Source organism: Photobacterium sp. DNB22_13_2, assembly GCF_052873915.1.
Map to the genome: position 1 here is coordinate 146,372 of NZ_JBNNXU010000007.1, position 13,497 is coordinate 159,868.

The 13,497-nt window shown below is 45.2% G+C and carries 9 protein-coding genes; 7 read left to right on the forward strand and 2 right to left on the reverse strand.

The window, feature by feature from the left end:
* The first annotated feature begins 32 nt into the window (after window positions 1-32).
* The 6 genes from ACVA58_RS12800 (at window position 33) to ACVA58_RS12825 (ending at window position 9,676) form a co-directional block, all read left to right on the forward strand.
* The gene (locus tag ACVA58_RS12800; RefSeq protein WP_446510821.1) at window positions 33-3,104 is read left to right on the forward strand and encodes a hypothetical protein; all 3,072 of its coding nucleotides are present in this window, start codon (window positions 33-35) and stop codon (window positions 3,102-3,104) included.
* Window positions 3,105-3,728: 624 nt separating this feature from the next.
* Window positions 3,729-4,766, forward strand: a complete 1,038-nt coding sequence (locus tag ACVA58_RS12805; RefSeq protein WP_446510822.1) for a helix-turn-helix domain-containing protein — start codon at window positions 3,729-3,731, stop codon at window positions 4,764-4,766.
* A 179-nt stretch (window positions 4,767-4,945) separates the two neighbouring features.
* Window positions 4,946-6,385, forward strand: coding sequence for a TolC family protein (locus ACVA58_RS12810; protein ID WP_446510823.1), 1,440 nt, complete (start codon window positions 4,946-4,948; stop codon window positions 6,383-6,385).
* Complete coding sequence (locus ACVA58_RS12815; protein WP_446510824.1) at window positions 6,382-7,371, forward strand: HlyD family secretion protein; 990 nt, start codon at window positions 6,382-6,384, stop codon at window positions 7,369-7,371. The genes ACVA58_RS12810 and ACVA58_RS12815 overlap by 4 nt, the downstream gene beginning before the upstream one ends.
* On the forward strand, window positions 7,368-8,513 hold the full coding sequence (locus tag ACVA58_RS12820) for an ABC transporter permease (protein WP_446510825.1): 1,146 nt from the start codon (window positions 7,368-7,370) through the stop codon (window positions 8,511-8,513). Before ACVA58_RS12815 ends, ACVA58_RS12820 begins: the two co-directional genes overlap by 4 nt.
* On the forward strand, window positions 8,510-9,676 hold the full coding sequence (locus ACVA58_RS12825; RefSeq protein ID WP_446510826.1) for an ABC transporter permease: 1,167 nt from the start codon (window positions 8,510-8,512) through the stop codon (window positions 9,674-9,676). The genes ACVA58_RS12820 and ACVA58_RS12825 overlap by 4 nt, the downstream gene beginning before the upstream one ends.
* A 140-nt stretch (window positions 9,677-9,816) precedes the next feature.
* Here the strand turns inward: ACVA58_RS12825 and ACVA58_RS12830 are convergent, their stop codons facing one another.
* Together ACVA58_RS12830 and ACVA58_RS12835 are read right to left on the reverse strand one after the other, a co-directional pair.
* Window positions 9,817-10,653, reverse strand: a complete 837-nt coding sequence (locus ACVA58_RS12830; protein WP_446510827.1) for a hypothetical protein — start codon at window positions 10,651-10,653, stop codon at window positions 9,817-9,819.
* Window positions 10,654-10,954: 301 nt separating this feature from the next.
* Window positions 10,955-11,431: a CreA family protein gene (locus ACVA58_RS12835; protein ID WP_446510828.1), complete on the reverse strand. Its 477-nt coding sequence runs from the start codon at window positions 11,429-11,431 to the stop codon at window positions 10,955-10,957.
* Window positions 11,432-11,652: 221 nt separating this feature from the next.
* On the opposite strand from ACVA58_RS12835, the gene ACVA58_RS12840 reads away from it, so the two are divergent.
* The gene (locus tag ACVA58_RS12840; RefSeq protein WP_446510829.1) at window positions 11,653-13,419 is read left to right on the forward strand and encodes a lysophospholipid acyltransferase family protein; all 1,767 of its coding nucleotides are present in this window, start codon (window positions 11,653-11,655) and stop codon (window positions 13,417-13,419) included.
* The last annotated feature ends 78 nt before the right edge of the window (window positions 13,420-13,497 follow it).

A 13,497-nucleotide genomic window follows, 5' to 3' on the forward strand; every position in this document is an offset into this window, starting at 1 on the left:
TGCGTTATTTTGTAGTAGAAGGGTTGTTACAGATGAAAACAAAAATCCTCAACAAACTACGGAAGGGGGCTTGGCCAAGTATCGCTTTGATAGCGAGCATGCAAGCAGCTTCCGTATGGGCGTTTGATGAAGCGCCTAATACTGTTCAATTTACATTGGAGGGTTGTCGTAATGATGGCAACCCAACGCTTATTCCAGGTAGTAACACACTACCAAACACCGACGGAAATTTTACTTGTCAGGATCCGGCCCCTTTGGGGGGGAATGATACGCCTTATACAACCGGTAATTTAGGGAAAGGGTGGAATGAGCTGGATTATGTTCCTCACCGCTTGACCACCACAAACAACAAAAATGGTGGTACGGTTACTTATAACGTACTTATTGCTGCAGATAATGCTGACAGCAATGGTATTGAAGGATACGACGAGATTTTTGATGTACAACTGATTACAGCCCCTGACACCCAGAACGTGTTTTCAGACAGTTCTTGTGTGCTAGTTGTCGGTAATCAGCAAATTGATACTTCTGGAACAGTTACCGGTGGTATTGAAGATGTCATTTATCGCGAACTAACGATTACGCAAGCTGCTGATACTACCTGTGTGATCGACTGGGCAAATAGGTTGGCTATTGGTGCCAGCTCGTTTCCTGGGTCATCATTACAGTCTTACATGTTTGAGTCTGAAGACTTCCAAAAAGGTAAAAGGACGGTGTCTATCCCTGTCAAAGATATTGTAGAAGCAGGTATCAGAAAAACGATGACTGCTTCATCAGGTGAAGGGATCATTTGGAATGTCAATAAAACGGTTAACCCAGTTAAACTGGATCTTGGTAACACCTGTGATCAGCAAGTGGATAATTCAGGAGAAGTCAAGGTTACTGTTGAATGGAGTGTGATCCCATCATCGGCTGATAGTGTCAAAGTCGTGACCAATATCTTCGTGTCAAACGCGGCATCAAGAGATGTTCTTGCGGATATCACTGATGAAATTTTCGGTAATATTGATGACGGCAATGGAAAGAAATCATTGGACGTGGAAACGTTCAATAATGTACTTGTGCCAGCTAATAGTGAAGTGTTCGTCACTCACACCTATGATATAGACGCTGCACCTGAAGATGTTTCAGAGCTTAGCGACAAAGCTTCTGCGATCATCAAGGATCCAGCAAAACCCGGAAATCCTACGTTTTCGAACCAGCCGATAGAAGTTGAGTTTGATCTAGGCGACCAAATCCAGATCATCAATGATACATCGACTACCGCAGTAATCACTGAAACAGAAAAAATTACCGGCGCAGCGCTGAAATATGCGGTGACTGACGTTTCGGGGGCAACTGGTACTTTCCAAGGGGGGTACAATTTAGATACAGAGCTTGATGCTGCTGATGATAATTTGGTTTGGGTGTCCGATAACCAAAACCCAGTGATATGTAACCAAGATAGCGGGTGCGTTGTTGACTCAATCGAGTTTACCAAAACGGTTTCCGTAGCCGATGGTGAAATAGTTGCTGCGACAGGTTCTTTGGATGACTGGGTAACACTGCTTGCTTCTGATGGTTCGAGTGCAACAAGTGGTACAGAGCAATCACCCATCTCAGTAGATGTGACAAGTACTGCGCTTGTTGATCTCGATGTGCAACTTATTATTCCAGAGCTTGATTCAGGAACCTTGGCTTGTACTGTTGAAGTGACTAATACTGGAGACTTTTCTCAGGAGTTGATTTACAACTTTACCACTTCTGTTAACGATCTTACTAAGACTCTTGAAAACCTTGAACCTGATATGTACACCGCGACAGTCAAGAGCTGTGGGGATTTTATTGGCGATATGATGGGAAGTGTAACTTTTGACTTATCCTCAGAGCCAACCATTGAAGATTGTTCTGATAAAATTGTTTTGGAGCTTGAAGAGCCTGAGGAACCTTCAGACCCTGCTTTTGCTGCTGTCGACAAGGTGACCTTCCCTGCCGGTAGCGAAGATGGTTGGCAAATGGTGTTGATTGGGCCGAATACAGGTACTGACGGTATCGTGCTGACCACATCAGATGGAACGCCTGATCAGTATGAAACCTTCCAAGGGGATTCATCGGACTTTAAGTTAACGACGGGTGAAAACTACACTATCACTGAGGTTTCTCGTGAGGGCTGGGTACAAACGGGCAGCAATAATTGCACGTTTGATGTCGAGTTGCCTCGTGATTCGGGTAAAACCTTCCAGTGCCAGTTCACGAACAAGAAGCTAGGTAAGATAATCATCAATAAGAAAACGAAGCCTAAGTACGGCTCAGGCTTTAGCTTCATGCAAGATATTGATGACAGTGGTTCATTTACACTGGATCACGGTCAGAGCAAGGTCTTTTATGATGTCGAACCTGGAAGTTATAAAGTCGAGGAAATCGATCCTGGCCCTGACTTTTTCCTCAAGCAACTAGTGTGTACTGAATCGGTAACAGAAAACAGCCAGATTAGCGTGCCTAATCGGGTTGTAGATATTGAGCTAGACCCAGGAGAAACCGTTGAATGTACCTATACCAATATTGAAAAAGGTATGGTTGTCATTAAAAAGCACACCAATGGTTACCCGACTGATGATAAATGGCTATTTACGCTGTACGGCCCAGAGGTCAACACTCATGCTATGACGCCTCCGAGTCAGCTAGACTTCGGTGTTAAATTGATTCCGAATAAAGTTTACAAGGTTTGCGAAATTGATATTCCTAAGGGTTGGTTGCCTATTTGGTTGGTTGATTCCGATAAAGATGGATATCCTGATGAGAGGCTTGATCTAGAGATTACATCTGCTGACTCACCGATCATTAAGTGGTTGGGAACAAGTAAGGTCTTTAACCCATACTACGGCAAGGGCTACGACAATGATGGTTACCAGAAATTCTGCGTTAACTTTAAAGTCAAACCAGGTCAAACCCTGCACTTCAAGGTCGATAACTTGAATCATGGTAAAGATGATAAAGGTTATAAGGAAAGCGAGCCGAAAGAGGATTGTTATGACACTTCGAAATATGGCGATTTCGGTAGTTACCATATGGAACCCTCTGATTACTGGTCTGGCTCCAAGTTCTCCGGGGGTTGTGAAAGGTAATTTAGATATTTCAGTGACCTAACAGTTATACGACATATTTCAAAGGCTCAATGGCTCCTAGAACCATTGAGCCTTTTTATATTGATTAAAAAATTGAATAATCTGGCGTTGCCACTGCAATGAATTAATTCCAGCGATATATTATAAAAATGCACAGACAAGTGAGGAACTTGCTAACCAATGTTGTATCGGACAGTTCATGAAAGACTGCCCGGTATAGCAACAGCGACGCCAAGGTTGTTAACGGAACCATGACCAGTTAATCGGTTGTTGCAGAAAATTGGTAGCTGACTGCTGTTTCTATCAGTACCTAGGTCATCAATACCAAGTGGGTGATAAACTGGGTAAATCCACAACTGTCGCCGAAATAGCTACTGTATTTATTGACCCCCCTCATTGAAATACGTCATCGCACTGTAGGCGCGAACAAGCAGCTCGAGTACCGGGTAAGCGATTAAAAAATAGCAAAAGGCAGCAAAAATTCTATCCTTCACTTAAATATTCTTAGAAGTACAAGGTTTCTTATTTTGTGATTTATTTTCAATTGCTTAGATATGCATTGAAAAGTAATTTGCTCTTTGAAGTTTGCCATCTTGCGGTGCCCCTCTACGCTTAAAGGTTATAATGCGAACGGTTGAGAATAACGGTATGACAAGTGGCAAAGATCCTGTTGTTCCTTTGATTAAGTCTGGCTATGCACGTTTAATTGTAGAGATTTTCTACGAATATAATCATGACCCCCACCAAGTGATCAAAGACTCCGGACTACCACCGGATCTGTTGGATTTAGACCAAGAGTTTCTGCCTCAAGAGCCGCTGAAAAAACTGATCTATTTATTGGCAAATCAGCTGGGAATTACGCAGTTTGGCGATATATTGCGAACTGCTATCCGCCGAAAGGCCATCCCCAGATTGATTTCTGAGTTTGCCGGCTGCAAAACTGTGGAAGAAGCTCTGGCACTGACTCAAACGGTGTTTCAACATGACTCGACTGTCGTTAACGTTGGTCTGGAGTCTAACCATGGTAGGACCTGGTATTGGTGTAAACGCCGTACAGATGAAAGCGCACACTTCTTATGGTCGGAAGTATGGGCTGTGTTATATGCGGTCGAATTTATTCGTGTGCTTACCCACAGTGACTGGTTGCCAAGTCAAATTAAAATTCAATCTAATGACTCGGATATATATAGCTCCATTTTGGGTAATTCCGTACAGTACTTTGTTGGCAATGAAAGAATTGAATGGTTAATTGAGGATGATGTTTTGGTACAACCTCTGCGGATCACTCCCAAAGATATAGAGATGAAAGCGCCTTTAATTAGCTGGCATGCAAACTTTACCGATCGGGTTTTTACCTCTTTGTTGCCTTACGTTAGAGAACGTAACCTGACCCTAGAGGAAGCGGCTGAGTTACTCAGTATGAGCCCTCGAACCTTACAGCGAAGATTAACCGAAGAGCGAACCAGCTTCCGGCGGCTTAAAGATAACCTCCTATACACTGTTGCGGTCGACATGATGGGAGAAGACTTGTCACTCACGCATATTGCCAGCCAACTGGGTTATTCTAATATCGCCCATTTTTCCCGTTCTTTTAAGCGTATTAGCGGTCTCACTCCCAAGGTGTATCAGAAAGTTATCCTGAGCCTAGATGAGGATTATTAGCCCTCAACAGCGCCTGCATAAGCCGTCTCCTGGGCCAATTTATATAAGCTCCTATTTATATGAGCACCTAACCTCGCACTTCTATTTGCGTGACTTGCACCACAGTTGTTGATTTTTAGAGTTATTACTCTAAAATTAACAAATCAAGCCAAATAAACAGGCATATAGGTATTTTCACAATGAGATTAACGCCAGCTGCAGTGCTTACCTGCTGGGCGATGATGGTTGTACCGGCATCGGCAAGTGCCAATGACCCACATAACGCTGCCTTTAGTAGCGCGACGGCATCTTCGGCTCAACATTCAGTCAGTTTCCTTGATGCTTGGCAGGCGGTAGTCAGCCAAAATGATGGCCTTGCTGCTGAGCGGGCCAATATCGAACGTAGACAAAATATGCAAGATGCAGCGAGGGATCTGTATCTGCCATCGATCAGTGCAACGGCGAAATATACTCGGCTTGATAAGCCAGTAGAAATTAAGCCTTCTGATTTGATTGAGAGTATGCCCATTGGTGATGTTGTTTCAGGTCTTCCGATTTTTGACCAGCTTTTTACATCTCAGTTGACCAACCGAGAGGTGTTCACCAGCTCAATTCGTGCAGTGTGGCCGATTTTCACTGGTGGCCGTATCACTGCGGCGCAGGACATAGCGAAAGGCCAGACTGAAGAAGCAACCCAACTGCTTGCTATGAAGCAGCAGGCGACCTTTGAAGATCTATCCAAATTCTATTTTGGTGTTGCTTTGACCCAGCAGGTACTGGACACACGTATCGAGGTTGAAAATGGCTTGAAGAAGCATTTCGAACGCGCGCAAAAATTAGAGCAGCAAGGCCAAATCGCGAAAGTTGAGCGCCTGCAAGCGCAAGCCTCTTACGATAAAGCACGGGTAGAGCGTCAAAAAGCGCAGCGTGATATGGAAATTGCCCAAGTTGCGTTGACCAAACTGCTAAAAGTAGAGTCCCCTGCTGTGCCGAGTTCTTCACTGTTTGTGAATGAATCACTCCCTCCTATGTCAGCCTTTATCGATAAGACATTGGCAGGCTATCCTGGTTTGCAACTCCTTGATGCAAAAAAGAAACAAGCTCAGGGTTTGATGGCGGCAGAAAAGGGTAAGTATTATCCAGAAGTGTACCTTTATGGTAATTACAACCTGCATGAAGACGATACTCTCGCCGCGAAAACAGCGCCTGATTGGGCTGTTGGTGTCGGAGTGAATATTCCGCTGCTTGATAACTCAGGCCGCTCGGGCAAAGTGAAAGCGGCACACAGCGCTGTCACTCAAGTGAACTATCTTCGTGCACAGGCCGAGCAAGATCTTACGGTGTTGGTTGAGAAAACTTACCGGGAGGCACTGCAGTCTTTGGAGGAATACAATGGGTTGGCCTCGAGCTTAGATCTAGCCAAAGAAAATGTCAGCTTGCGTGAAAAAGCCTTTAGCCAAGGCTTGTCGACTTCACTGGATGTGGTTGATGCAGAGCTGTATTTGGCCAGTGTGAAAACTCAGCGCGCAGCTGCCGCTTATCAATATGTCATTTCTCTGGCCCGCTTGTTAGCCGTCAGCAGTGAAATCAATAGTTTTAAACAATATCAGCAATATCAAGGGTTAGAGGTTCAGTCATGAAAAACGGCAAATCAAGTACGAAAGTGATCGCCGCTGCTGTGTCAGCCACCGCGGTGGTTGGATGGCTGGGCTATCAGTTTTGGTTGGCCTACCAACCAGCGCCTATTCGTATGCAGGGTCAAATTGAAGCCCAGCATTACAATATTTCGTCCAAGGTATCGGGTCGTATTGAGCAAGTTCTAGTTCGCAAAGGTGATATGGTCGCTAAAGGGGATTTGATTTTCACGTTATCGAGCCCGGAAATTGATGCCAAACTTGAGCAGGCCCGTGCTGGTGAGCAGGCTGCCGATGCGATGTCACAGCAGGCAGAAAGAGGTGCTCGTGAGCAGGAAATTGCGGCGTCACAAGACCAATGGCAGAAAGCCAAAGCAGCAGCAGCCTTGATGCAAAAGACTTATCGCCGTGTGGATAACCTCTATAAAGAAGGGGTGATGGCAGAGCAAAAACGTGATGAAGCTTATACTCAATGGCAAGCGGCACGTTATACCGAGCAAGCGGCTTATCAGATGTACACCATGGCCAAAGAAGGGGCGCGGGTGGAAACCAAGCGTGCAGCGGCTGAGAAAGTCCGTATGGCTGCGGGGGCAGTGGCTGAAGTCGAAGCTTATGCGGCAGATACCCAGATCTCTAGTTGGTTTGAGGGGGAAGTAAGCCAAGTGCTTTTGCACGAAGGTGAGCTTGCTCCCCAAGGATTCCCGGTAGTCAGTGTCGTAGATATGGACGATGCCTGGGCACTGTTCAATGTTCGAGAAGACAATCTAAAACACTACCAGCAAGGCACAGAATTTAAAGCGAGAGTGCCGGCGCTGGGTGATCAGGCATACACCTTCAAGGTGACTCACGTTGCCGTGATGGGCGACTTTGCTACATGGCGTACAACGGATGCTGCGCAGGGTTTTGACATGCGCACGTTTGAGGTTGAAGCACGCCCAACTAAACCGGTGGCTGGCCTTCGTGTCGGAATGAGTGTGATTGTAAGCGAATGATGATGAAATTCGCTCGTGAATGGCGACTGATCCGTAATGAGCGCTGGCTGCTGTCAATGACAACATGGCTGCCCTTGATGCTGTTCGCAATCATTTGGGGCATCTTCTCGGCGGGTATTGCAAGAGGGCTACCCATTGGTGTGGTCGATTTAGACCATAGCCAAGTGTCACGCCAGCTGGTGCGTTATTATGACGCTAATCCTACACTAGCAGTCTCTGGTGCTTATACCTCGGTGGCAGAGGGGAGCCATGCTCTTCGAGGTGGAGATATTTATGCGTTGGTGGTGATCCCAACCAATTTGGAGCAAGACACGAAGTTAGGGAAATCACCGACGGCGACTGTGTTTTATAACAGCCAGTTTGTGCTGATTGGTAAATTGGTGAACTCCGCTGTTATGCAAGCCCAGGGAACTTTTAACGCGCAAATCGATACAATGAGAAATATGGTCTCAGGTAGCCGTGTTCCTCAGCAAGCGCTTGGGCAGGCAGTCCCGGTTAGAAACCAGATCACGCCGCTGTATAACGCCAATAGCCATTATGGCCAATTCTTGGTGTCGGCGACTATTCCGGCTATTTGGCAAATCGCGATAGTGATCACCACTATTATGGCGTTGTCGGCGGAACAGCGCAGTGGAGGAGTTCATGCATGGTTAGGTAAAGTGCCTAAAAGCCGCTTAATTAGTAAACTCATTCCCTACACACTGTTGTTCTTTATCCAAGGGTGTATTTTCCTTGTTGCCCTTTACGGTTTACTGGATTGGCCAATGCACGGGAAGTGGTGGATTCTGATACTTGCCCAGTTGTTGATGGTTCTGGCATGCCAAGGTGTGGCCAGTTTGTTCTACTTGTTCACCCTTGATGCAACCAAAGCGATGAGTTTAGCGGCAGGTTTTACCGCACCGGCTTTTGCCTTTGTGGGGGTTACCTTCCCGGCAACAGACATGCCTACCTTTGCATTGGTATGGCGGGCAATGCTGCCCGCGAGTCATTATTTGGATGTTCAACTACATCAGGTAAACCATGGTATGACAGCATTACAGGCTATGCCGCAGCTGCTGTGCTTGTTGGCTTTTGTGATCACTTGGATAGTGGCGGCTTGGCGAGTAAATATATTAAGCGCAAAGCATGAGGGGGGAGTATGAGTTGGCGTTCATTGCTTAAGTTTGAACTAAAGGCTATTTTTACCAACCCATCGATTCTATTTACTGTGTTTGGCGGGGTACTGATTTACTCGTTCCTTTATCCGTTACCCTATACCAACCAATTGCCGCGAGAGCAGCAGATTGTGGTGGTTAACTTAGATCAGTCGGAATTAGGACGCAAACTCGAGCGTATGGTCGATGCGACACCGCAGGTGATGATTTCCGCTCGGGCAGAGTCGATTGATGCCGCCAAAGTGCTGGTGAACCAAGGATCGGTTCAAGGACTGCTGGTGATCCCGAAAGACTTCCAGCGAGATGTTTTGCTCGGCAAAAGTCCAGCCTTAGCGTATGGCGGTGATGCCGCGTATTTTTTGGTTTACGGCACGATAGCCGAAGGGATTGCAACGGCTGCCGGTACATTGGGCGTAACGGTAAAAGTGACGCGCATGGTAATGGCGGGTAGTGACATGGCATTGGCCGCTGAACATTACACTGCGATTAAGCTCAATACCCAACCCGTGTTTAATCCGACAATGGGCTATGTGAACTATGTGGTACCGGCGGTATTTGTATTGATCCTTCACCAGACACTACTGATAGCCGTTGGTTTGTTGGGCGGAGGGCAAAATGAATACCTGCGAGCAGGACAAAGTGGCTATTGGGTACATTTTCCAGCAAGGCGAGTAGTACTTGTACGAGGCATCGTTTTTACCCTCATCTACCTGCCATTAATTATGTATTATTTTGGCTTTAGCTTCAGTTATTACAACATTAGTCGTTTGGCATCGATAACGGATCTGCTATTGATCACTATGCCCTTCTTGCTTGCGGTCATCTTCCTCGGGATGATTTTGGGGCAATTGATCCCTCGGCGTGAGTTGGCAACAGTGATGGTCTTGCTAAGCTCCTTGCCGTTGGTCTTCTCCACTGGGTTTATATGGCCGGTGGAAATGATCCCTGATCCAATTACATGGTTGGCGCAGTTAGCACCATCAACCCCGGCAATTAATGCGTTTTTGCGTCTAAACCAAATGGGGGCTGATTTTGATCAAGTCCTATCCCTATGGGGGCAATTATGGTTACAAGCCATTGTCTATGGGGTAATAGCTGCAAGGATGATGCTAAAAGTTAAACGTAAAAATAAGCTATCCATTAAACGATAAAATAAAAAAGTGCGGCTAATTTGTAGTCGCACTTTTTGTTTTGTAAATAGTAATGTTGTCATAGTAGAACTGGGGCCATAATCAGCGAGGCGTAAATAAAGCCATCATGGCGATAGATGGCTTTGTATTACTGAGTGTTATTAGAATAGTTCAACTTCGGCTTGCTGGGTCGATATTGGGAATATTGAAATATTCTTGCTAGATAGAACTTTATTAATGCTTTTTGATTCAGAAACAAAATCGACGTCTACAGAGCAAGTGCTAAACTCTGTTTTCAAATTGTCTATCGTCGTGTCGAAAAGGAGTTCGATATTTTTTTGGTAATCGTCAGTGAGCAATCCTTCACCATCGCGAGAATAGATACTTCTTACTAGCGCTGTTATGTCATCAACATTATATTTACAGATGAGATGCTCCGAAATATATTCATAGGTATGGTTAGCACTCTTATTAAGGGTGATTGAAATATCTTCACCATTTACTGTGCCCGAAGCCCCAAAAGTTTGTGGCAGTGAGTCTAAGCTTCCCTCTGATACAAGCTCGCCATTTCGGCTATATCTGAATTCATAACTACTGGCATTATTGGGCAGTGTATAACTATAACTGGTGCCAAAATCAGTTGAGAAATCTTCATTGAGTGTGACCTTTTGACCATCAGCGAACAACTCAATTTTATCCTTATGATCAATGAATAGTCCTGCTTGGGGATTGGAATAGTTGTAAATTTTGGTCGTTCCGTTAACTGAGAGATCACCGCTGTCGACAGTGATGTTAGTATTGAAATTCAACTGGCTGGTGTTGTGGCCGCTACTTGCATCTGAGTTTTGGGTCGTTGCCGGAATACTGACGACATTGCCAGTGTTTGCCGTGCTGTCGTTATTACTAGAACCTTCGCTTTCTCCGCCCCCACCACCGCCACATGCAGTAATGAAGCAGACCGATATTGAAGCAATTAAGCCCTTTGATAATGTATTCATCTAAGTTCCTTTTTTGATGGCTTTATCAGAGTAATCAATTTTAACAGACGCTTAGGTGCCTTTAACTGCTTGCAATATATTATGATTGGATTTTATGAAGTGCTTAGGAAATTTGCGAAATATTAGCTTGAAGTCATTGATGGGCTTATAAAAAAAAGATGCGAAAAGGTAGAATGTGGGTGTATTTTGACTGATTGTACGCGACTCTAATCTGTTGAGCACCAGATATAAAGCGTGTTGAATGGTGAAGAGTAGAGTTGAAGGTGAAATAGCTCTATTCCACTTTCAACCCTATACCATTTTATTCTGCAGTAGTGGGAGCCTGATAAGCTTTGGTTCCGTATAGCGGAACGGTCGAAAGGCTATGTTTGAAACTCCCATCAGTTTCTTTCGTCGTGTACGAGAGGTAGAGTAAGGTTTGGTTCTCTGGATCGTAGATGCGTCTTACTTTCATTGTTTTGAAGAAGATGCTTTTTGACTTTTTAAAAACCACTTCACCTGACTTAGACTTGTCAATTTGTGCAATCATCTCAGGGGTAATGTCACCCGTTTGACGACAAGAAATGGAACTGTCACTTGGATCAGCAAGGCTTAAGTTTGCTTCAATAGAGGCGATATGACAGGTGACACCGGTCACTACATCATCTTTTAGGTGCCCGATTTTTATATCCTTCATAGTGAACATGCCTAGGCTGACATCCCCCACTTCATCCCCAGAACAGCCACTTAAAACAGCAGAGGCAGCAAGCAAACCCGCAAGCAGTAACTTTGATTTCATTATTATTTCTCCATCATTTTTCATCATGATAGCAGCAACTTGGCGCTAATTTCTAATTACTATCCACTAAAGTACAGATTCCTTTTTTAACCGTACGCGACTTAGTGCTTCATCATATCGTCGCATTTCACTCATTTTTTTGCCGTAAAAGTGCCACGAATCGGTCATCTGGCTGTTTCATAATTTTCATTCATTGGTTGAATGATTAAACAGGTAAAAACATGGAAGTGACAAGTCCTTTCCGACTCCCTCGTAAAACGCCATTTGGTGTGGGGGAGCACGTTACTGAGTGGGCGACGGGGTTAAAGAAACTGGATCAGTTCTATGCATCTCGCCCTGCTGGCGGTGATGTAGGGACCTTTCTTCGCTACGCTTTAGACACTTTAGGTATTCAATACTCAATCAAGCAGGGCTCGCTTGCCCAAGTTCCAGCGCTTGGGGCGACCGTTGTTGTGGCTAATCACCCATTAGGCTGTGTAGAAGGGGTGATACTGGCCGAATTGCTGCGGTTGGTTCGTAAAGACATTAAGATTTTGGCAAACCATTACCTGAAAACGGTTCCTGAATTAGATGAGTTGTTTATCGGGGTCGATGTCTTCGAAGGCCCACAAGCGGTAAAAGCCAATGTTAAAGCCTTGCGTGAAGCTAACAGGCATCTAGCCAATGGTGGGTTGCTGTTAATGTTTCCGGCTGGCGAAGTTTCAGCGTACGACCGCAAAACCCGCAGTATTACCGATAAAGATTGGAGCCACTCTGTTAGCCGTTTGATCAGCAAAAGTAAGGCGACGACAGTACCTGTCTATATTGATGGTAAGAACAGCCGAAAATTCTATATGGCGGGTAGGATCCACCCGTTGCTGAGAACACTGATGCTAGGCCGAGAACTGCTCAATAAGCGTGACAGACAAATTAATCTCGCTATTGGTGAAGCAATCAGTATCAAAGAGATAAAAGGGTTCGAGGACAACAAGATGCTGGTTCATTATTTAAGGCTCAATACGTATTTATTGGGTAGCCAGCTGAAAAACGCGAAAAAGCCGAAGCTCTCGACACTTGATTTTGATGCTGAGCCTATCGTAGCCCCCATTTCACCTGAGATACTGACCTATGAAATTAGCCAGCTTGATGAAGGAGAACACCTGCTTTCCTCAGGACAGTTTGATGTTTACTGTTCGTCAGCTACGCGTATCCCTTCGGTTATGGCTGAGCTTGGCAGACTGCGAGAGGTTAATTTTCGTGCAGTAGGGGAAGGAACAGGAAAAGCGACGGATGTTGATGAGTTTGATCAATATTACCATCATCTGTTTGTCTGGGATCGTGATCGGCAAGGTTTAGTTGGCGCCTACCGTTTAGGTTTAGTGGATAGGATTTTGGACTCTGAAGGGGTTGATGGGTTATATTCCCGAACCTTGTTCAACTATGACGAACGGTTTATTCGCCAGCAGGGGAATGCAATAGAGTTGGGACGGTCGGTAATCGCTGCCGATTACCAAAAGAGCCTTAGTGCTTTGATGTTACTTTGGAAAGGCATAGCGACATTTGTTTATCGTCATCCCCGTTACACCCATTTATTTGGGCCTGTGAGTATCAGCAATGATTACAGCTCAGAAGCTCGGCATTTAATGGTCGAGAGTATGGCTGTGCATCACTATGATATAGAAAGTGCTGAATTGGTTTCTGCGAGTAACCCGTTAGTGCAAAAAGCCCCACTATTTTGGAAAACCGAGATGTTGTCAGCGTTGGCAGATATTCAACTGTTATCCAAGGTGATCTCCCGTCTTGAGGGAGACAAAGGCGTGCCGGTGCTGTTGAGGCACTACCTTGGTTTAAACGGCAAATTGGTGAGCTTTAATGTCGATGCCGATTTTAATGATGCGCTTGATGGTTTGATTGTGGTGGATTTACGCGCAGTCCCTGCTAAAACACTCGGTAAGTATATGGGGAAGTCAGAAGTACAGACATATTTAGCGCAGTTTGGAGCGGGTTAATAAGTGTGCAGGTAGGGGGAAATATCATTGCCTCCTGTTGCACATCTAATATACCCAAGCACCTTGACGTTACTTGGG